This is a genomic window from Limibacter armeniacum (assembly GCF_036880985.1).
GTDB classification, from domain to species: Bacteria; Bacteroidota; Bacteroidia; order Cytophagales; family Flammeovirgaceae; genus Limibacter; species Limibacter armeniacum.
Genome location: NZ_JBAJNO010000009.1, coordinates 990,278 through 1,011,210, shown reverse-complemented (window position 1 = coordinate 1,011,210; position 20,933 = coordinate 990,278). Strand labels below are relative to the sequence as shown.

Below are 20,933 nucleotides of genomic sequence, written 5' to 3'. Positions count from 1 at the left end.
TAAGGTAAATGGTATTGTGAAGTAGCGATCAAGTTAGGAGTTGGTAACTTTATATCAAGGTCATCAAGACTAGTTATTATTATAAACCTAATTCGCATAGCCAATGGCTACTTATAGACAAAAAAAGATCAGGTCTTTTGAAGACAGATTACTCTTGCTTCAAGACCGCATCAATTCCAATAAGGATATTGAACAGGATTTGCAAAGTATTCCAGTGACCAACCGTACTGTTCAGAAAGAGCTGGAAAAGATCAGAAAGGAAATTGCGGAAGACGAGATTGAAATTGTGGAGCTAACAGAACTGATCAATGACCTGAAAGATGCTGTAGATGATTCTACACCAGCGAATTAATTTGTATATGGAATCAAGCAATTAGCTATAAGAGAGTCGGACCGGCAATTACGTTGGTTCGGCTTTTTTGTTTTAGCCTTTCTTGATTTGAAGCGATCCTGTCTGAAGCGACTCTGTCTAGAGCGACCCTGTCTAGAGCGACCCTGTCTGAACCTTGATCTTAAGGATCAAAAGGATGGACAGGATTTTTCATGTAACAGAACCAGTGATTTTTTATAGTTTATATAACTGTTTGAATATCTCTAACTCTCTAGGTACTGGTTTTGGTAAATCCGGATTGGAAACGAAAAAACAAGATTATTTGACAAGCTGAAATCTACCTCTGTAGGGCAACAGTCCTGATAGGTTGAATACCTCAGAGATAAGGTTTTTAGTATCCCATTACCTAAATCCATACTAGAGTGGAATAGTCATCTATGCTATATTAAAATTCTCGTTTTTAAATATAAAAAACCGCTGAGCCTCTCGACCCAGCGGTTTATATTTTTCTCAATACTCAAGTCTAAAATATTCAGTCTCAAGTTTATTTCTTCACCACTTTTTTCACCGCAGTGCCCTCTGCTGTCGTGATGGAAATCAGGTAAATGCCTTGGCTGTATGTACCAAAGTCCACCGTCTGAACAAAGTTGCCAGACTGTTTACCGAATTCCTTGGCAAACATTACCTGTCCTACAGCATTGCGTACGGTGATGGAAACCGTAGTAGCGGCTTGCAGCTGAACACTTACGGTCGCCTTGTCACTTGTCGGGTTCGGGTAGATCACCGTTGCTTTTTCAAGCAGATCATCAGCAATGCTCAGGATTGTTTCGACCGTGATGGTATGGCTAGCCTCGGTAGCCTTGTAGCTGTCATTTCCTTCCGAGAAGAGACGCAGTGTTATATTTCCAATCGAATGAATGGTTAACTCATTGCCACTAAGAGAAGCATCACCTTCTGTTACCTCATACAATACAGGCAAACCTGCGTCAGTCAATAGGGTAGGCAGTGTGATGGTTTCGCCTGCCTTGGCTTCTGTAATCTCGATTGTCTCTGAAATATTGTCATCAGCTTTTAGCACTACGATTGTGTGTGTGGTTTCTGTTGCCATGTAGCTTTCGCTTCCTTCTGAGAAGAGACGTAGCACGATGTCTCCAACGCTGTTTACAGTCAGGGTATTTCCATCAAGTGAAGCATCTCCTTCCGTTACTTCATACGATACAGGCAAACCGGCATCAGTCGTTAGGGTAGGCAGTGTGATGGTTTCGCCTGCTTTGGCTTCTGTAATCTCGATTGTCTCTGAAATATTGTCATCAGCTTTTAGCACTACGATTGTGTGTGTGGTTTCTGTTGCCATGTAGCTTTCGCTTCCTTCTGAGAAGAGACGTAGGGTGATGTCTCCAACGCCGTTTACAGTCAGGGTATTTCCATCAAGTGAAGCATTTCCTTCCGTTACTTCATACGATACAGGCAAACCGGCATCAGTCGTTAGGGTCGGCAGTGTGATGGTTTCGCCTGCTTTGGCTTCTGTAATCTCGATTGTCTCTGAAATATTGTCATCAGCTTTTAGCACTACGATTGTGTGTGTGGTTTCTGTTGCCATGTAGCTTTCGCTTCCTTCTGAGAAGAGACGTAGCACGATGTCCCCAACGCCGTTTACAGTCAGGGTATTTCCATCAAGTGAAGCATCTCCTTCCGTTACTTCATACGATACAGGTAAATCGGCATCCGTCGTTAGGGTCGGCAGTGTGATAACTTCAAATATAATGGCTTCTGTTACTGAAATTGTTTCGGAGATATTATCTGTATTTTTAGCAACAGTAATGGTGTGAGAAGTCTCCGTCTCATAGTAGTTCTCGTTTCCATCCGAGAAGAGACGTAGGGTGATGTCTTCGATAGCATTTACGGTCAGCATATTTCTGTCAAGCGTGGCATTGCCAGCTGTCAGCTCGTAGTTTACTGCAACTCCTTTGTCAGTTGTTAGGGTCGGCAGTGTGATGGATTCACCTACGCTAGCTTCCGTTACTGAAATTGTTTCGGAGATATTGTCAGCCGCTTTAGCTACTGTAATAGTATGTGTGGTTTCGGCAGGAGTGTAATTTTGATCCCCTTCCGAGAAGAGACGTAGTGTAATGTCTCCAATTCCGTTTACAGTCAGTTGAGAGGTGTCAGATATGACTGCATTACCTGCTGTAACTTCAAAGAACACCTCAAACCCTTGGTTGGAGTAAGTGGCTGGTAGCGTCAGGACGTCATCTACTGTTGCGGTCTCAGGTAAAAAGATCGTGCTAATCGCATCGGTACGTTGTGCTACCGTGATAACAAATGTAGTGTCTGCCGCCAGGTTCCAATCCGTCTCCGGTACTGAGGCGGTAATGGTGGCTGTACCTGCATTATCTACTGTCGCAATGCTGCCACTGATACTGATCACCTCAACACTGTCTGATGTATAGGAAATATTGGCTTCAGCGTCTGTCGTAACTGCCAGGTTAAATGCATAGTCCCCATAAGTCTTGGTAATGTCAGGGGCATTGGAGAAGGTAGGTGCAAATTTCAGGATATTGAACGTTACGCTTGCTTCTCCTCCTAAGTATATCTCATTTTCTACTTGTTGTGCATTAATTGTTACTTGCCCAGCACCACTATATGATGGTACAATGCTAGTCCCTTCAAGCGAGATTAATTCAGCCCCCTCGGTTATTGTCAAAGTAACGTCTGCATCACTATTAGTGGTGACTTCTATTGAAGTGCCAGCCCCGTTTACAACGATGTCCGCTATACTTGAAATGGAAAGGTGGTTGGTTACTTTGCCTTCGGTCTGTTTCCATGCCAGAATGGGAGCCAACGTAGTGGTGTCATTGGCAATTGAGAGATCGATATATCTATTGGCTATCTCATCTCCGCCTAAATCAACTTCCTGATATGCTAGATGGTTTTTGAGTGCAAACTTAAACTCAAAACTTTCATAACTTAGAGGGACAGCAACCTGATAGGTATCATCAGCCTGTTTTTCCAGTATCAAAGTGGGCTTATCTTCTCCCCAGTCATTCAGGTCGCCCAGTAGGTATATTTTTTCATCAGAAGGGGTGTCTATAGGTATGTTTGGCACCTTCAATATCATCAACTTTCCTTTCATCAAGTAGTGATCCGTCCATAAGCTCATGTTTGCTACGTTGGGGTTGGTTACTTTGCAGTAAAACTCCCTGTTCATATTGTCAGCAATGGTAGCCGTGTAAGAGTGAGAGGTAGCACCTTCAATAGCAGTACCACTCTTATACCATTGGTAGTGATTGTCAACATGTGGTGTGTCAATGGTAACAGTCAGTGTAAAGGTTTCTGCCTCAAAACTGGAGGTCATAGGCAGATTGTCTTGTGAGTTGTAGTAGAATTGGTTGATCCCATTGTCAAGTAGCGGAATCAGTTGGGTAAAGGTGAGCTGGTTGTACTTCAGGTCCAGGTAAGTTAAGCTGGTAAGGTTATCAAATTCTGTTGGAATGCTTGAGAGCTGATTGTTAAACAGGAACAGGTATAGCAAACTCGTTAAGTTTCCGAATTCCGCTGGAACAGAGGTGATTTGGTTATTGTCCAAATACAGCGATTTCATATTGATCAGGTTGCCAAATTCTGCTGGAATGGTGGAGACTTGGTTATTGCTCAAATGCAGCGTTTTCAGGTTGGTCAGGTTGCCAATTTCTGTCGGAATGCTGTTTATTTGATTTAGGAACAAAAATAATTCAACCAAGTTCGTCAAGTTACCAATCTCAGGAGGAATGGTGGAGATCTGGTTGTTGTACAAATACAAGCGAGACAAGTTTGTCAGGTTGCCAATTTCTGCCGGGATGGAGGTGATTTGGTTGTAGTGCAAATATAGGTGAGCCAAGTTTGTCAAGTCACCAACCTCAGGAGGAATGGTGGAGATCTGGTTGCTGTACAAATGCAGGTAGGATAAGTTTGTCAGGTTGCCAATCTCCGCTGGGATGGTGTTGACCTGATTGTTGTACAAATACAAGTAGGATAAGTTTGTCAGGTTCCCGATTTCTGCTGGGATGGTAGTGATCTGGTTGTATTGCAAATACAGGTAGGATAAGTTTGTCAGGTTCCCGATTTCTGCCGGGATGGTAGAGATCTGGTTGTATTGCAAATACAGGCGAGACAAGCTTGTCAGGTTCCCGATTTCTGCCGGAATGGTAGTGATTTGGTTTTTGCTCAGGTCCAAGTGATTCAGATTAGGAATGTTGCTGATCTCCGCTGGGAAGGCAGTGATTAGGTTGTTGTTCATGTCCAAGGTTACCAATCTGGAGAGGTTCCCGATTTCCGCTGGTATGGCGGTGATTAGGTTGTTGTTCATGTCCAAGGTTGCTAATCTGGAGAGGTTCCCGATTTCTGCTGGGAAGGCAGTGATCTCGTTATTGTTACAAGCCAAGTATCCCAGTTTGGGGATATTGCCAATTTCCGCCGGGATCGTTCCCTTAAGGTTGTTTTTGTTTAGGTTTATACTTGTAACAGTCTCATAGGATGTGCCTGAAATAGGTTGGGTATATATCCCTTCCCAGTTTGAGATGTCGTCTTCAAACCAACCTTTGTTACTTGTCCAGCTGTCGCCACCTGTGGCTTCATAAAGTGCTTTGAGTGCCAAAAACTCTTCAGTCGGAATATTAAAGATATAGTCTTCATCTCCTGCTATGGTAGTCATTTGAAGGGCAGTAGCATAAGCACTTACGCCACTTGTGTCAGTATTGCGGACCCTTGCAAAATAGTTGGTAGCTGATGCCAACCCAGTTACTTGATAACTGTCTGTGCCAGCCGGCAGTGATACTTCCGCTACGATGTTGGAGAAGTTCCGGTCAGTGGCTATGTCAAGCTCTATGGGACGGCTTGAGGTATCTTCCCAAGATAGTGTAAAACGGTCGGTCATCACATTGGCAATAGCCAAGTCTGTTGGGGCATCAGGGTAGACGCATGAAGCCGTAGCTTGCCAGCCAGTAAGGTTGAGGGATGCGTTTGATGTAAACCTGAAAGTTAGGGCTCCTTCGGCATTTGTCGCACTGATGATGGTACCATAGCGTGTGTCAATGCCTGTTATCGTTTGGATGAGTGGGGCACTGGTATCTGTTCCGTCATACACATATAGGTAGTCCTTGTTATCTTGAATATCTATAGCAGGTACAGTGACCGAGATGATTTTGCCTGCTGTCTCTGGCAATAGGGTTTGGGTGATGTCAAGGTTGTCGCCATAGTTGCTGTCCCCTCCTGGATCTTTAAAAGTAACATCACAAACAGTTACTGTGCCTTCGCTCATAATAATTTCAGTTTGGGCATGGAGGGAGGGAAACCCTGTCAGTAACCAAACACAAACGAGAAATAGTATTGGTCTTGTCATTGTAATAAGTGAGATTTTAAAAATATGCTGCTTCATCCGTTGGCATTGTGTAAGGCTAAAAAAAAGTGATGTTTGACAGCTTTGGAGTATTTGTTAAAAAAATGCCTAGCCTGTTGTTGTGAGAAATAATAAACAAATATAATTATTTGCTGTGTTGCTGCAATTAATTTATTGTTAAACAGAGGGCTTGTACTGCTTGTTTAGTGCTTTTTTTAAAAAAAAGGTAGTATTGTTAATGCAATTCTATTTTTAGTTTTGGTGGAATTTGTGCTTTTGAAAGGTATGATTCTAAATAGTAAAGTAAATCATAAAATAAGCATTTTGTGACCTTTAGTGCCGTGTGGTAATCATCTGTTTATTTTGTTTTTTTACATTGATTGCGGTAAGTGATCTATGTTATGAGGTTGTTTTTGTTGTCATCAATACTTATGTCTCACCTTAATATCATAAAACGACAAAAAATATATGAAGGAGTTCGGATGGGTAAAAGCAATGCTGCTATTGCCCGTGAGCTAGGTGTGCACCACTCAACGGAGGGTAGAGAGATGAGGAGAAAGGGTGGCGATAAGGAGTTGTCTGATTTCCGTTTGGTACAACGTATTGCCACACAAAATCAACGCCTTGCTAGTAGGTTACTTAGAGGTTCGAAAGGTAAAGGGAGAACGTAAGGTACTTGTTGGGGGGTGGGCAAGGTGAAAGTTTTGGGGGAAGTCGGTCATAATTATTTAACGTGAATTATGGACTGTACCTCCCTTTTAGGACCGAAAATATCATTTGCATAACGGAGGACTAAAGAGTGTAATATACTATGGGATTATTTGGTTGAAAAGTTTCGAATTTGTTGTTGTACAATAGTTGGTTAGCGGTTTTTTCTTGAGAGGTGCAAAATAAAAGAGGTTATTGCTATCATGCTTAATGATATATTGTATCGTTGAATCGCAAAGGTTACAAACCCCATCAAATAAAATAATATGTTTTTTGATCCATTTTACTTTACAATTTTATTGAAGTATATAAAAGTAAATAACCCAAATTGTTATTCGTTGCAATTTGTGTCAACGTATTTCCGGACGAAATTGTATTGACATAATTGTAATTATTCAGTTTGAAAAGAGTAAGTAAAGATCGACCAACCAATGAGAATGATAATCTATCTGATAGATCATATTTATAGGAAAAATGGAGGTCTGGTACGTTGAATTCATCATTTTCAATACTATATTTTGTGAAAATAAAATTTACATCCCAGGTAGCCTTGGTTCCGTGACCTTTTACGGAAAAAGTATTGGTGATTACCGATTGCCTGTTGATCTCTTCATTATCTAACCAAAATTTCAAATGATTGTAATCCAGTTTATTTGACACATCCTTTATGAAAAAGTTTCGGGGTAAGAAACTTATTTTGAATGAAGGAACCCAAGCATCAGACTTGAAAGGGGTATTTACACTATTTACAGAGGTTGTATAATTGTTATGGGTATAATCCAAATTACCGCCTAATTGAAGGAGATGGTAGGATTTTCCGAGATAGAAACCTTTTTGGTAGCCAGAACTAAGGGAATGAGTCTCTTTTTTATCAAATACTTTATGGGAGTAGTAAAAAACATTATTAGAAATAGAATCAAGTACATTCTGTAAAAAATCCTGTTCACGAGTGTACCTATATATGATATGATTACTTTTGGATCGAGCAACGTTGTTATTAAACCAACTCAATGACGCCTCATCTCTTGTAGCATATTGGTTAACGAATTCCCTATTATTGATAACAATTTGGTTATAAGAACGCATCGTAGTATCGAATAGTACATTCAAATCATAAAAGCGGTAATCATGGCTGACACTCATACCCAAGGTGTTCTGTGTTTCAAAATTATAGGTAAGTGAATGATGCATCTTTAAAAGATTACTATACTTTGTTTTTTTAGTGTGAATAAATGTTGGTGTCGTTGAAAATGTATAATCCAGTTTATTTATACTTCCACTTAATGATAATGGAACATCCAAAATAGTGAGATCTCGCTCTAGGCTTGTAGTTGTTGGGGTTTCATTGTTAAATGTCAAATTGCCTTTTTCAAGGTTTTTAGAAAGGTGTAGACCCGTTTTAATAAATGTCTTTTTAAGTCTAAATTGCAGATTAGCGAGAGTGGAAAAAAGTTGTTTTGAAGTCAACTCTTCTTGAGAGAGATCTGAAAAATTTATGTCAGTAATAAGAGTACCAAAATCACGGGTGTTTCTCTCGTTGAAATAATCGACATTTAGGTCAAAAGCAATGTTATCACCCAATAGATGGGTAAGTTGCAATGCATTGGAGAATGTTAAGTTCTTTGGTCTATTTTTGTTTAATTCAGTAAAAGTAGTCACCTCAGGTATGTACAACGTGTTAAGACTTTTATTATACCCCTGTTGATCTATAGTCATTGCACTCAATACATTTTGTAATACGGTTTTCTTAGAAAGTATTCTGCTGTGATTTGCCGTAACTGAAATTAAATTTCCTTTATGGATGTTCTCCGTTTGCTTATTTTGTGTTAAAGTATCAGCTACAAATGTATTGTAATCTATTTTTCTTTCCGTTTGTATATTTCCATAATAGAACACTACACCTGTTTTACTATTGAGACCTTGCCAACGAGTAGTTAAATTGCTATTACTTACAAAGTCTTTAAAAGTATGTGTATCCTCCATGAACAATGGGCGTAATGTGTTTTTCAATGCTCCTGTAGCATATTTTAAAACTGATGGAGACACATCTTTTTGTCCTAATGCCTTTTCTCCCACATTATTAGTGTTTGTGGTTGCAAAAGCATTTAGCGTTTCAGAAAAAAAGAAACCTTTCCCTTTTACAGCAAATTTTTCATTATACCCACCCCCCGCATCTACCTGTGTTTTAATAACTCCCTTAAACTCTTCTTTTGTCTCTATGTTGATCACAGGGTCCTGAATGCGCTTGAAGTCTAAAGTGAACTTATCCTTATAATTATCGATAATCTGGACATTTTTCATTATCTCATAATTCAAATTGTCCAATGCCACTTTATTTTGGTTTATAAAAACTTCTTTTCCATTTATTAAAACTTTATTTATTTGTTTCCCTTGATATGAAATAGTGCCTTCTTCACCGATTATTACGCCTTCAGTTTTATCAAGCATTTCACGTAAAGTACTTTCTTTACTTAAATTCATATGTTCGGTGTCCAAGTCTAGTGTGTCCGTTACTTCTCGAACCTCAACTACCACTTCTTTAAGTTCTATGATACTTTCTTCTAAAGTAATTTCCACTGATTGCCCATTTAGTTGCAATGAGATTATTTTTTCTTCAAAACCAATGGAGGTAACATTAATGGTTATTGCTTGCAAAGCAGAAGGTATTTTTAAAGAAAATTCCCCCTGTGCATTACTGATATCATAGGTTATTGGTTTTGATGTATCATCTTTAGGATAAGCAATGATATTTGCAAAAGGGACAACATCACCTGAAACACTTTTTATATTACCTGAAACACTTTTCTCTTGTCCAAATAGATTAAAAGAGTAAAAAATAAGAACAATAATGCTATACTGTTTCCACATGTTTTGAGTTTTCTTTAAGGGTACTATATGCTGCAATATTCCATACAATCATTATAGCTGAAAAGGCATATAATTCCATTATAAAGGCAATACTAACATGCATTAAGATTATAGCAGTAAGAGTATATTTTCTTGAAACCAAAAAAGGATATAAAAAACCCAACATCACTGTGGCTATCCCTACAAAGGTTAAAATTAATGGTGTGGTAGAAAAAAAAATTATCTACAGAAACGATAGCTTTCCAAACAGGATTACCATTCCACCAACCAATATCCAATGCTTTTGCTACACCAGACAAACAGTATGCGATAGCTAAATGAATTTGTGACAGTGTGAAATCAATTATTTTCTTTATAAGGTTTCTTATGATTGTGCTTATAAAGTGATCTTGCCAAATCACCTTTCTTTAATAGTAATAAAGGTTCTTTGTCAAAGTGTTTCCCTCGTTCTTTCTCTCTTTCAAACTGTTCTAACTTTCTTGAATATAGTGCTTTGAAAGCTTCTCTATCTTCTGTGTACTCTATACTATGCAACTTTATAGTCCGAAAATAATCTTCAGCAAGCACTACTAATCCAGGCAATCCTTGATAAACTGAAGGGCCATTGGATATAGGGATGTCTTTAGTGTACCAAACAATTAGCATAGGGTAATTTTTAAATTTACCTTTTGCTTTTTTACAATTTAAACCATTTATTTTTTTTTCTTCATTAGTCAGTTCCCATTCTATATTCCCTACTTCCCCTTCCGAAAAGAACGTTTGATTCATAATCCATTCGTGTTTTAGTGTTTTTTGCAAAGGGGTTTTTAGCGTAAATAAAACAGTATCTGCCAAAGCCGCTCTCACCCTTGGGTTTTCCCATCCTAAAGGTCTTACCTGTACTGTAGAGTCCAATATATATACAGAAGAATGGTCTTCTAAATTAATATACAAACTATAATAGTCAGTAATGCCTTTCATAAAATCATAGGTAGAAGCTTTTGATGGGGTGGAAATCATTTGGTCTTCAGTCATTCTATATTGACTTATGGGAGAGCTAGTATATGTCACTTTTACTATTTCAACTTTTTTTGATTGTCCCCAAACGGTTATTGTTGTGCAAAGTAAAAAGAAAGAAATGAGAGATTTTACAAACTGTTTCATGAGTTTTATATATTTTTTCAATAATCAAAAGTTAAATAAATCTCACTTAATATAAAAAAATGAGAACAGAGGGTCTGAAATTCTAATTAATGCTTACTTAAAAACACCTGACGTTACTCCAATAGATGCACTTTCTGTCCAAGTGCTATCATACTTATTAAAAGTAGTTTGTGTTATCGTGTTTTAAGGTAATTAAAGATAGTGTCATAGTTTGAATTTAATTAGCTAAACAAAATAAGATCTTCTTAAAAGAATTTAACTAGTCAGCTTTTTAAATTGTCAAACTAAAATAAATAACTAATTGTTATAGCACTTTAATGTTAACATAATTCTAATTATAAAAAAACAAATGTCAATGTTATTTAATGATATTTAGAAATATGTAGAACTGAGGTGTTGTTATAAGCTTTAAAAATAGCTTTAAAAAAGTTTTTTTGTTTTTACATGTATCTATAAATGTAGGCTACTGGATGTGAGTTAAAAAAATAGTGAGAAAAGCGTATTTTTAAAGCGACCAAACTTGAAAAGATATGCTAAACTCACTATTGGATAAATTTAAGGGTAGATTTTCAAATACAGAAGCCATATGGTTAAAAATATTTTGCTGATTAATTATTTGATCTTGGATCAGGAAATAGTGAACCTGAACAAATTCAAAAAGAAGGTGTGAACCCATCTTTAGAAAAGGGGTGAATACGATTAGTCAAACGATTCGGAATATTGTATTATTCCTTGAGTATATAATCGATATATGACTACTAAGCAAGAAGCGACGATTTTGGAAGAAATATATCCATGTCCAGTAGTCTATCCTTTCACATATTATGATATCCTAAATGATGCTGTTATCCTGTTCAACCCTTTCAGGGTTATGAGATAATGAATGCTGTAAAATCCGGATTGCCATCCGGAACTAATATGGTTTTTTTCCTTCGGAAACAGGGTTTGAGGTGAGAGAAAAAAATCCAAAAGGGATTCAATAATAGTAGCCGTAGGCAAAAGCCTACGGTATAAGTAAATCCATTTATCCAACTCCAAAGGAGTTGAACCAATGAATCATTGAAGCGTTTAAAACTTTCGATTTCAATGATACATCTGCTTAATTCTCATTTTGTAAAATAAATAAACCGCTGAGCCTCTCGATCCAGCGGTTTATATTTTTTCCATACTCAAGCCTCAGACCTTAAGTTTATTTCTTCACCACTTTTTTTACAGCAGTGCCCTGCGCTGTAGTGATGGAAATCAGGTAAATTCCTTGGCAAACATTACCTGTCCTACAGCATTGCGTACGGTAATGGAAACCGTAGTAGCAGCTTGCAGCAGAACGCTTACTTTTCGTTCACACTAGCTTCCGTTACTGAAATTGTTTCGGAGATATTGTCAGCGCCTTTTAGAACTGTAATGATATGAGTAGCTTCTGCTGCCTTGTAATTCTCGTTACCTTCCGAGTAAAGACGCAGTGTTATGGCTTGCAGCTTTGAGAAATTGTTTTATTTCAAAATACTTAGTCTTAGCGTAGTTCAAAAATATTGAATAAAGATAACAGTAAAAACACTATTTACAATAGTATTGAATGTTCAACTTATTTTTTACACAGCACCTAACGTCCAAGTTTTTTTTCACCATCCTATTTTTTTATTCTGCCTTTCAACAAAAAATAAAATCAAACTCAATGTCTCATCTCAATTCTTCCCAACGCCAAAAAATTCAGGAAGGCATCCGTCAGGGTAAAAGCAATGCTGCTATTGCCCGTGAGCTAGGTGTGCACCGCTCAACGGTGGGTAGGGAGCTTAGGAGAAATGGTGGCGATAGGGAGTCGTATGATTTCCGTTTGGCACAACGTATTGCCACACAAACCCAGCGTCTTGCTAGTAGGTTACTTCGAAATCCAAAAGGTAAAGGAAGGAGACGTGGCAGTAGCTTGATGTTTCAGTGGGATAAAAATTTTGTGGGGAGCCGCTATTATTTTTTTGATCCGCGCCGAAGGTTTTTGCGAAAGCGGTACGATGAAAAAATTTCCAGATGGGGGGAGTTATGGAAAGGCAATGTCTGGAGATGGGATAAGACCGATAGGCGTTGGGGAAGAAGAAGGTGGCGCTACAGCAGCTTGATCGAGATGCAATCCATATTGGAAACTTACACAGTTGAAAAAAAATGTGAACAGGAGGTTAAAAGTGTGGGAGTGGAGGTGAAACAAGACTTTTCTTTCCCTTATATCGGGAGCAAGGAGACGTGTGTCTGGATGTTTCTAAATAGGGCGTCGGCTGTTCAATCGGATTGTAAAATTGCTTAAAGCAGGCAGTTTTAATTTTTTATTAGGTTGTGAAGTTGAAATTCAAAGTGCTTCCGAGATGTTATCGTTGAGGTGTGCTGTAAAAAAACAAAAAGCAATGCCCTGTTCAATCAAGAGTGTTGCTTTTTGTTTTAAGCCAGATTGCTGGGATTGAAATCGTTTTTGTGTCTTAGCTTAAAAGTATAAAAAGTTTAGACAGTTTTTTATTCTTGATAAGGTTGTCGCTGTAAGCTTTTGTTGGTTAGATGAATTGCCATAAAAGATGTCGCACCTAACGGAGCTGAGGTAAAGATGACAGATGAGGAATAGAGGATGTCTTTAATAAAATGGATTGATTAAGTTGTTCAAATTAATCGGTATTATATTGTTGCTCGTCTCGATGGGTTAATCGCGCGTGCAACGGCCATCGCTGGTGTGTTTAGCCATTCGGAGCCAGTGTATACTGCTGAATAAAAATCAATCTTCATAAATCCATCGCTAATATATAAAGCCCTTTCAGTACAAAAGTCCTGAAGGGACTGAGTATATCAGCGATGGACTATAGTCCTTCGTCATGCAAATGATTTTTTCAGCCCTAAAAGGGAGGTGTAACCCATAGTGCATGTTGACTTAGTATTTATATTTATTTCCCCACCACTGTTTCAATTGCTCTCTCATATGTTTTTCGCGTGCGTTGTCTCCAGGATTATAGAAAGGAGTTCCGCTAATTTCATTCGGCAAGTACTCCTGTGGAGCAAAGTTGCCAGGGTAACTGTGTGAGTACTTATAACCTTTGCCGTAGCCCTGTTCCCTCATTAATTTTGTTGGCGCATTGCGAAGGTGCATCGGAACGGGCAGGTTGCCAGTTTCTTTTACCAGTCTCATCGCTTCGTTGATGGCCATATAGGAGGCATTGCTTTTTGGTGAACAAGCCAGATAGGTAGTGGCTTGAGCCAAAATAATTCGAGCTTCAGGCATGCCGACTGTGTTTACGGAGGTAAAGCAGTTATTAGCAATGACCAAAGCTGTTGGGTTGGCGTTGCCTATATCTTCTGATGCAGAAATAATCAGCCTACGAGCAATAAACTTGACGTCTTCGCCTCCTTCCAGCATTCGGGCAAGCCAGTAGATCGCACCGTTCGGATCACTGCCCCTGATAGATTTGATAAATGCCGAGACGATATCGTAATGGGATTCGCCGCTCTTGTCGTATATCACCGTCTTCTGCTGTGCAACCTGCATCACTTTGTCGTTGGTGACCATGACTTCATCTCCTTCCGAATCAGCGATTAGGTCCAGCAGGTTTAACAGCTTTCGTGCATCTCCGCCTGAAATATTTAGCAGTGCTTCCGTTTCCTTTAGCTCAATCTGCTTTTTTTGGAGATGCGTGTCCTTGCCGATCGCTTGCTTTATCAGGTCAATGCAATCTTCCTTTGTCAAGGCTTTTAGTGTATAGACCTGACATCTTGAAAGTAGTGCGGAGTTGACCTCAAAAGAAGGGTTTTCTGTTGTTGCGCCAATCAACGTAATGATGCCCCGTTCTACAGCTCCAAGCAGAGCATCTTGCTGTGACTTATTGAAACGGTGAATCTCGTCGATAAACAATATGGTATTGTAAGTGTGCGCAGCTTGCTGGATTACCTCCCTTACCTCTTTTACGCCAGAACTGATCGCACTCAATGTTTTGAATGGCCTGTCCATTTCTTTGGCAAGAATTTGTGCCATCGTTGTTTTGCCTACGCCTGGAGGTCCCCAAAGTATCATGGAAGGAAGCCTTTTGCTGGCAACCATTCTTGTGATGACTCCATCCTTTCCAACAAGGTGTTTCTGACCAATAATGTCTTCTAATTGCTGAGGGCGTACCCTTTCTGAAAGAGGTTGTTTCATGGATTGATCGATCGCTTAAAGTGAATTTTCAGGGTAGCAAATGTAATGCTTTTCTATTGGAAAGTTATGTGTCGTAAAAAGAGCAGAGAAAAGGTTTCTAATTGGACTGTCAAAATACTGGATAGAATAATTTCAATTAAAAGTACAAATGATTTTTAATACGTAAATGAATTGAAACTTCCATTTGCTACTCTAGTGTTCATATTAAGATAAAACATTCACAGACTGTTGTTAGATGAGTTGGGCAGATGCGACTTCGTTGTTCAGGCTAGTCGCTTGTGCTGAAACCTTTTATTACTATATCTAAAATCTTATGCAAGTTTCTCCTCCTTTTGACCGGTTAGCAATTTTACCTCTTATCATAGTGATGATCCTTTTTATCCCATCCTGTTTGAGTGATGAAAATTCCAATGATGACCTGTCATTACTTGATAAGGAAAGCATTACGTTTAGAGGAGAAGATAATAGTCTCTACACAGGCAGTGTTTTCAACGCTTACTTTCCTGAGTCGGATGATGGTTATGATGTGATAGTCACAAGTGATAAACCAGGTCTTGCCCAAGGGAAAATAGAAAAAGATGGAAGAGTAAAAGCTACGATCACCATTGTAGACCTGCATAACAAACCAAATATGTTTGAAAAGTATGAGGGTGCCGTTGGTAGTCTTGATGGACTCCCGATGATTCCTAAAGGAAATAAAGGAACCGCAGTCTTGGTAGCCAATAGGTTTCAGGTGCAGGTGCGCTCAATAGATCCTGAGTTTACGGAGCCTTACCGAATGGCTTGGCTTAGAAAGTTTAATATTTCAAAGCTGAATGATCTGGCAGAGTGATACCGATCCATTTTAGAATGCCCTTCAAAACAGTTTAGTATAAGGATTTGATTTATTCAAAATAGGATGGAAACGAAAATAATTACCATTGTAGGAATGGGGCAGGGGATAGGACTTGGCATTGCAAGGAGGTTCGGCAAAGAAGGTTTTGTAGTAGTGATGGTCGCCCGAAATGAAGCGAAGCTGAAACTTTGTAAAGAAAGCCTAGAAGAAGAGGGGATCACGAGTCATTATTTTTTGGCAGATGCTACAAATGAAGCGTCCTTGCTGGAAGCGTTTGAGTTGATACATGCACAAGTAGGTTATGCTGAAATTCTGGTTTACAATGCTGCGGCATTGAAGATGGGAAATATCTTGCATGAGACTACAGATACTTTGGTAGATGATTTCAAGGTAAATGTCTGTGGAGCGCTGAGTGCGGTTAAGGTTGTGCTGCCTTATATGAGGGAGCGCAAAGAAGGTAAGATTTTTTTGACAGGTGGTGGGTTTGCCATTCAACCTTCCCATGAGTTTGGCTCCCTGTCATTGGGGAAAGCAGGGATTAGAAGTTTAAATGAACAGCTCTACAATGCGCTTCGTGATGAGGGAATACATGTCGCTTCTGTGACGGTATGTGGCATGGTCAATAAAAAAGACCCACGTTATAATCCAGATTCAATAGCTGAAAATTACTGGACACTTTATGGTCAGCAGAAAGGTGATTTTGAAAAGGAAATAATTTACTGATTGCATTTGAGCCCTCCGATTATAAAAAAAGCTCACAATAAGTCATTTTACTTATTGTGAGCTTTTCAACTTTAAAGTTTTAATTCTAATTCTCTTCTACGGTGAAATTTTCATCTCTATAAGTACACTTCACATCTCTTCCGTCAATAGTCGTATCCAATGTGACAGGGTTTCTGCTCCATAGGTTATAGACATGTTCCATAGTTTTACGAACATAGTTTAGTTCTAACTCTCTGTCATCATAACTATGGATCAGCTGGAGTGTGTTGGTACGAGAATTAATATCCTTAACCTTGATGCAAGGGATACCGTTCATGCCGATATTTTTAAGCAAAGTATCACGTACACTTTCCCATCCTTCTTCATCTGAAACCTCACTGACCGTAACCCTGCTTCCTTTTTGTTGGTATTCAAAAAGGTGGAGTTCCCTTGCCAAGTCTTCGGTCAAGAATCTTCTTAGGAATGAAACGTCTCTGTCAATTGTTCTGACATCGAAAATTTGTTGGTTGATATCATATTCAATTGTGTGACCGTCACTGCCTGCCAGTTTTGTGAAAATGCAGTAGCCAATATGGTAAGGGTTTAAGCCGCCAATATGAGGTCTGATGACCTGATTATGCGCACGGATAAAATCCATATGCATATTGGCAGGTAGGTTTAACCTATTCAGAATTGTGAAGTGCCAGAAACTAGCCCAACCCTCATTCATGATTTTGGTTTCCATCTGTGGCATAAAGTAAAGGGTTTCTTCCTTTACAATATTGAGCAAGTCTTTTTCCCAAGGTTCAAGCCTCTTATTGTTGTCCGCTATAAAGCCAAGAAGGTCTTCAGTAGGTTCAGGCATAAACTCCTGCTCATGTCTGAAGTCTTTGCTTTTCAGGTGAGACCAAGGGTCAGGAGAGCGGTTAAGGTTTCGGTAGTATTCATCTTTTTGTTCCTCTTCGGTTAAGCGTTTGACTCTGAGGTTCCGATCTGTGTGGAAACTAATAGAGTGTGCTGCATCCAGAATATTTTCGACACGTGAATATCCAATACTAGGCATCTCTACATATGACCGAACCCTTTCAGCATGACGCTTGAACATTTCCAGTGCGAATTCGGGTCTTGTATGAGAGAAGTTGATATTGTTTTTAAAGAAGTCATTGTGTCCGTACACGTGTGCCATGGTCAGCACCTGCATAGAAAGCGGGTTGTCGATCATCAGGTAAGCCAGACATGGGTTGGTATTGATGACCATTTCATAAGCCAAACCTCCTACACCGTGTTTGTACATCGTACGCTGCTTTTCAAATGATTTCCCAAAACTCCAATGCGGATACCTTGATGGCATACCTACATAGGACTGGTACCCGAGCATGTCGTGGTAATCGCAAACCTCAAATTCTTGAGGGAAGTAATCCAGTCCAAGTTTTTGGGCAAGCTCTTCAATCTTGTCATTCCATTTGTCAAGTTCAGAAATTGTCCAGTCCATATTATTGATAGTTGGTTGTTTGGGTTCTAAGTAATGTGAGAGATTTATTAATCCTCTAGCAGACTATTGCTATGGTCAAGGGTCAGGAATTTTTTAAGTGCAGGCCAGATGTTTTCCTTGTTTCTGATTTTTAGGCTGATAAAGTTCTCAGCCTCGATCTTCCTGAACTCATCAATCATACTAGACCATGAATAACTGGTGTTAGGCTTGATCTCACCATAACCGAACAGGTTACAAACTTCTGTCAGTTGTTTTGCATATTCGACAGCCGCGCGGTTATCACTGCTAAAGTTGTCTCCATCAGAGCAATGGAAAGCGTAGATGTTCCAGATAGCAGGATTATACCGCTGCTCAATTATTTCAAGCACTTTTTTGTATCCTGAAGAAATCATGGTACCTCCAGACTCCACCTTGTGGAAGAACTCGTTTTCTGTCACTTCCTTAGCCTCTGTATGGTGTGCTACAAACACAATTTCTGTATTGCGGTAACGGTTTTTTAAGAAGGAGTAAAGCAGGAAGTAGAAGCTTCTTGCCAAGTATTTCTTGATCTGATCCATTGAGGCACTAGTATCCATCAAGCAGAATACAACAGCATTGGAATGTTCTTGGATGTCCACAACTAGACGCTTGTACACAAGGTCATCATTATGGAAAGGAAAACTTTCACCCTCCTGAAGGTTGCTGCCTAAAATCTTTTTCCTTTTCAGGCGGTTTTTCATGGTCTTCCTTTTGGATAGACGGGCACGTACCCCTTTCTTCTGATAGCCAAGGTATTTACGGTATGTTTCGGCTTCAGTCTGAAAGTATTTTTTACGGTCAAGATCAGGAAGCTCCATGTCTTCAAACATCATGTTTACCGCTTCCTCAATTGTGATTTCTGTTTCGTAAATATCTTCACCGGGTCTGTTGCCAGCCTGTCCGACTCCCTGTCCGGGCTGTCCTCTTCCATCCTGAATTACCTGTCCTTTTTCTTCGTTGCCAGTTCCTTGTGCCGCTCCTTTACTGTTTTTGCCATATATAAAACGGTACTCTTTGATGCCTTTGATAGGTACCTTGATTACCTTGTTCTTATTTTTGCCAATTATGGCCTCCTCCGCAATTATATCAGCAATACCTTCCTTGATCTTCTTCTTCACAAGCTCCTTATGGCGTTGCCTGTCTGAAGCCGACCTGTCCCTTTTTTGACTGCTGAAATCTCTAAATATAGCCATGGATTATTTGGGTCTAATGGGTGTGTGAAGATGTAAGGCGAGGTATGCCAAGAAAGCGCTGCTTGTCTTGGCACCCAAAGCCTATACTTTAATCTTTCCACAAGTTGTTGGCGGCAAAGCTCAGAACTGCCTCACAGCTTTCTTCATTGTAGCCGCTAGAGATCATTTGCTTCACCATTGCATTGTATTTTTTCCTCTGTTCCGCATCTCTTGTTTTAGATTTCAGGATGATGCGTGTGATATCCTTCACTGAAGCCATCAATTTCTTCTCAATAGCTTCTTTCAAAGGTTCATAGCTGTTATAGTGCAATTCACCGTTTCTACGCAAAATGTGAGAAATATAGCTCATCACATCTTGACGGAAACCATCAGCAGCACTGCCAGTAATACCAATTTGCTCTTCAATAGAAGAAAGGAACTTTGTGTCTGGGTTCATTTCTTCCTTTTTGGAGTTGATTACTTTACGCTTGAGTACGTAAGCCTCAACATGATCCAGATAGTTGTGGAACAATGTCTCTGCCTGCTCTTCGTAGGCGTGGACAAAAGCTTTTGTAATATCTGTTTCAAGCATTTTCAGGAACTCTTTATATAGTATATCCTTCAGGATATGCATATAATGTTCTTTCAGGTCTTCTGGTAGTGGCTCTTCTTTCAGCTTGTTCTGAAGTGAATCAAGAATAGAAATCGGATGAATGGTATTGGTTTCACTATCAGAAAGCGCATTGTCCAGTGCTTTCATAATAAAACGGGTAGAGATACCACTCATACCTTCATCTGGATGCTCATCTTTCAGTTCTTGAACGTTGATGTGCTTGGTTTGACCTCTTTCAGTGACCTCATCGCCATTGTAAAGCTTCAATTTGGTAAGCAAGTCACATTTGGCAGTTGGCTTCAAGCGAGTCAGGATGGCAAACATCGAGGCAATCTCCAATGTATGCGGTGCTATATGGGCATTGAAGTCTGATCTGTTGATAATCTTCTGATAGATTTTGATCTCTTCTGAAAGCTCCAATACATAAGGGACCTCTATTTTTACAATACGGTCAAGGATTGCTTCATTGGTATGGTCTGCTTTGAATTTGTTCCACTCAGCTTCATTGGAGTGTGCTAGAATAACACCATCAAAATAGATCATGCCGTGTTTGCCTGGAGCAGGTATCCTTTTTTCCTGAGTGGCAGTCAGCATGACATGCAGGTACTCAATTTCATTCTTGAATACCTCAATAAATTCTACCAGACCTCTGTTTCCTGCATTGAATGCACCATTTAATGTCAAGGCTCTAGGGTCATCTTCAGAATATTTATCAAGTTTAGAGATGTCCTCTGAACCGATCAGCACTGAAGTGTCTTGGTTATTAGGGTCAACTGGCGGTACCATGCCAATCCCTTGTCTGTTTTTTACACTGAACCTAGAAGGAATGACATTGAATCTAGTGAAGTCTCCTTCAAATTCAACATCCAGTTTGTATTGACTGATAGGATCTAGTTCTCCTTCAATTTCAACACCTAAAAGCCTTTCCATTTCAGGTCTTAGCTGAGGAGGAATTGCACATAGCGGGTTTACTCGCATTGGAGATCCTTCCAGATAATAAATAGGGGAAGTACGTTCCAATCCGTTTTTCAGCTTTTCAATCAAGGAAGACTTACCGGCACCTACAGGACCTACAAGAAACAAAACCTGACGGCTTTCTTCCCCTTTCAAGGATGCTGAGTGAAAATAGCGAGCAAGCTTTTGTAGTACTTGTTCGATACCGAAGAATTCATGTCTGAAGAAGTTGTAGCTTTTGATTTTGGCATTGGCACCAAAAACCCTCCTTAACCTGACATCTTTCTCAGTATCCAGCAGTTCATAGCCTTCTCCTGTGATAGCCTTATACATGCGCTTGTGAGCCAAATCGGCCAAGCTTGGGTCTTTTTTTACCATCTCCAAGTACTCTAGGAAAGGAATAATTCTTTTCTCTTGCTCTTTGTTCTGATGGTACTGTTCTATTAATTTTTTGAATTCGCTCCTGCTCATGATGAATTAGTTTTGGGAATGAAATTTCTAACTAAGAATCGAAGCGTAGCTAGGATTATTCGAGTTAAGTAAATCTATAAATAGGTTGTTGAA

The 20,933-nt window shown here is 39.4% G+C and carries 15 protein-coding genes; 6 read left to right on the top strand and 9 right to left on the bottom strand.

Annotation, left to right across the window (positions count from 1 at the left end):
• Positions 1 to 103 precede the first annotated feature (103 nt).
• The gene (locus V6R21_RS21870; RefSeq protein ID WP_334245673.1) at positions 104 to 352 is read left to right on the top strand and encodes a hypothetical protein; all 249 of its coding nucleotides are present in this window, start codon (positions 104 to 106) and stop codon (positions 350 to 352) included.
• A 523-nt stretch (positions 353 to 875) separates the two neighbouring features.
• On the opposite strand, the gene V6R21_RS21865 is transcribed toward V6R21_RS21870, so the two are convergent.
• On the bottom strand, positions 876 to 5,627 hold the full coding sequence (locus V6R21_RS21865; protein ID WP_334245672.1) for a leucine-rich repeat domain-containing protein: 4,752 nt from the start codon (positions 5,625 to 5,627) through the stop codon (positions 876 to 878).
• 509 nt (positions 5,628 to 6,136) lie between these two features.
• Here V6R21_RS21865 and V6R21_RS21860 point away from each other — a divergent pair.
• Positions 6,137 to 6,376: a helix-turn-helix domain-containing protein gene (locus V6R21_RS21860; protein WP_334245671.1), complete on the top strand. Its 240-nt coding sequence runs from the start codon at positions 6,137 to 6,139 to the stop codon at positions 6,374 to 6,376.
• 138 nt (positions 6,377 to 6,514) lie between these two features.
• Here the strand turns inward: V6R21_RS21860 and V6R21_RS32425 are convergent, their stop codons facing one another.
• The 3 genes from V6R21_RS32425 to V6R21_RS21850 all read right to left on the bottom strand — a co-directional run bounded on the left by V6R21_RS32425 (position 6,515) and on the right by V6R21_RS21850 (position 10,424).
• A complete protein-coding gene (locus V6R21_RS32425; RefSeq protein ID WP_408613140.1) occupies positions 6,515 to 6,676 on the bottom strand; it encodes a DCC1-like thiol-disulfide oxidoreductase family protein in 162 nt (53 codons plus the stop codon).
• Positions 6,677 to 6,701: 25 nt separating this feature from the next.
• Complete coding sequence (locus tag V6R21_RS21855; RefSeq protein ID WP_334245670.1) at positions 6,702 to 9,281, bottom strand: carboxypeptidase-like regulatory domain-containing protein; 2,580 nt, start codon at positions 9,279 to 9,281, stop codon at positions 6,702 to 6,704.
• A 339-nt stretch (positions 9,282 to 9,620) separates the two neighbouring features.
• A complete protein-coding gene (locus V6R21_RS21850) occupies positions 9,621 to 10,424 on the bottom strand; it encodes a GLPGLI family protein (protein WP_334245669.1) in 804 nt (267 codons plus the stop codon).
• Positions 10,425 to 11,175: 751 nt separating this feature from the next.
• Here V6R21_RS21850 and V6R21_RS21845 point away from each other — a divergent pair.
• Complete coding sequence (locus tag V6R21_RS21845; protein WP_334245668.1) at positions 11,176 to 11,304, top strand: hypothetical protein; 129 nt, start codon at positions 11,176 to 11,178, stop codon at positions 11,302 to 11,304.
• 309 nt (positions 11,305 to 11,613) lie between these two features.
• Here the strand turns inward: V6R21_RS21845 and V6R21_RS32420 are convergent, their stop codons facing one another.
• Complete coding sequence (locus V6R21_RS32420) at positions 11,614 to 11,676, bottom strand: hypothetical protein (RefSeq protein WP_408613139.1); 63 nt, start codon at positions 11,674 to 11,676, stop codon at positions 11,614 to 11,616.
• 420 nt (positions 11,677 to 12,096) lie between these two features.
• Here V6R21_RS32420 and V6R21_RS21840 point away from each other — a divergent pair, with 420 nt between their 5' ends.
• A complete protein-coding gene (locus V6R21_RS21840) occupies positions 12,097 to 12,717 on the top strand; it encodes a helix-turn-helix domain-containing protein (RefSeq protein WP_334245667.1) in 621 nt (206 codons plus the stop codon).
• 609 nt (positions 12,718 to 13,326) lie between these two features.
• Here V6R21_RS21840 and V6R21_RS21835 read toward each other — a convergent pair.
• Positions 13,327 to 14,583, bottom strand: coding sequence for a replication-associated recombination protein A (locus V6R21_RS21835; RefSeq protein ID WP_334245666.1), 1,257 nt, complete (start codon positions 14,581 to 14,583; stop codon positions 13,327 to 13,329).
• A gap of 367 nt (positions 14,584 to 14,950) precedes the next feature.
• Here V6R21_RS21835 and V6R21_RS21830 point away from each other — a divergent pair, with 367 nt between their 5' ends.
• Both V6R21_RS21830 and V6R21_RS21825 read left to right on the top strand, forming a co-directional pair.
• Complete coding sequence (locus tag V6R21_RS21830; RefSeq protein WP_334245665.1) at positions 14,951 to 15,415, top strand: hypothetical protein; 465 nt, start codon at positions 14,951 to 14,953, stop codon at positions 15,413 to 15,415.
• Positions 15,416 to 15,481: 66 nt separating this feature from the next.
• A complete protein-coding gene (locus V6R21_RS21825) occupies positions 15,482 to 16,141 on the top strand; it encodes an SDR family NAD(P)-dependent oxidoreductase (protein ID WP_334245664.1) in 660 nt (219 codons plus the stop codon).
• Between the two features lie 85 nt (positions 16,142 to 16,226).
• Here the strand turns inward: V6R21_RS21825 and V6R21_RS21820 are convergent, their stop codons facing one another.
• The 3 genes from V6R21_RS21820 to V6R21_RS21810 form a co-directional block, all read right to left on the bottom strand.
• Positions 16,227 to 17,612, bottom strand: a complete 1,386-nt coding sequence (locus tag V6R21_RS21820) for a SpoVR family protein (protein WP_334245663.1) — start codon at positions 17,610 to 17,612, stop codon at positions 16,227 to 16,229.
• Between the two features lie 47 nt (positions 17,613 to 17,659).
• Positions 17,660 to 18,823 (bottom strand): YeaH/YhbH family protein, encoded by a 1,164-nt coding sequence (locus V6R21_RS21815; protein WP_334245662.1) that lies wholly within the window; start codon positions 18,821 to 18,823, stop codon positions 17,660 to 17,662.
• Between the two features lie 88 nt (positions 18,824 to 18,911).
• On the bottom strand, positions 18,912 to 20,840 hold the full coding sequence (locus V6R21_RS21810) for a hypothetical protein (RefSeq protein ID WP_334245661.1): 1,929 nt from the start codon (positions 20,838 to 20,840) through the stop codon (positions 18,912 to 18,914).
• Positions 20,841 to 20,933: the final 93 nt, after the last annotated feature.

Excerpts from the sequence above, each read along its gene's own strand:
- V6R21_RS21870 (WP_334245673.1), top strand. The coding sequence starts at position 104 with ATGGCTACTTATAGACAAAAAAAGATCAGGTCTTTTGAAGACAGATTA.
- V6R21_RS21865 (WP_334245672.1), bottom strand. The coding sequence starts at position 5,627 with ATGAGCGAAGGCACAGTAACTGTTTGTGATGTTACTTTTAAAGATCCA.
- V6R21_RS21860 (WP_334245671.1), top strand. The coding sequence starts at position 6,137 with ATGTCTCACCTTAATATCATAAAACGACAAAAAATATATGAAGGAGTT.
- V6R21_RS21855 (WP_334245670.1), bottom strand. The coding sequence starts at position 9,281 with ATGTGGAAACAGTATAGCATTATTGTTCTTATTTTTTACTCTTTTAAT.
- V6R21_RS21850 (WP_334245669.1), bottom strand. The coding sequence starts at position 10,424 with ATGAAACAGTTTGTAAAATCTCTCATTTCTTTCTTTTTACTTTGCACA.
- V6R21_RS21845 (WP_334245668.1), top strand. The coding sequence starts at position 11,176 with ATGACTACTAAGCAAGAAGCGACGATTTTGGAAGAAATATATCCATGT.
- V6R21_RS21840 (WP_334245667.1), top strand. The coding sequence starts at position 12,097 with ATGTCTCATCTCAATTCTTCCCAACGCCAAAAAATTCAGGAAGGCATC.
- V6R21_RS21835 (WP_334245666.1), bottom strand. The coding sequence starts at position 14,583 with ATGAAACAACCTCTTTCAGAAAGGGTACGCCCTCAGCAATTAGAAGAC.
- V6R21_RS21830 (WP_334245665.1), top strand. The coding sequence starts at position 14,951 with ATGATCCTTTTTATCCCATCCTGTTTGAGTGATGAAAATTCCAATGAT.
- V6R21_RS21825 (WP_334245664.1), top strand. The coding sequence starts at position 15,482 with ATGGAAACGAAAATAATTACCATTGTAGGAATGGGGCAGGGGATAGGA.
- V6R21_RS21820 (WP_334245663.1), bottom strand. The coding sequence starts at position 17,612 with ATGGACTGGACAATTTCTGAACTTGACAAATGGAATGACAAGATTGAA.
- V6R21_RS21815 (WP_334245662.1), bottom strand. The coding sequence starts at position 18,823 with ATGGCTATATTTAGAGATTTCAGCAGTCAAAAAAGGGACAGGTCGGCT.
- V6R21_RS21810 (WP_334245661.1), bottom strand. The coding sequence starts at position 20,840 with ATGAGCAGGAGCGAATTCAAAAAATTAATAGAACAGTACCATCAGAAC.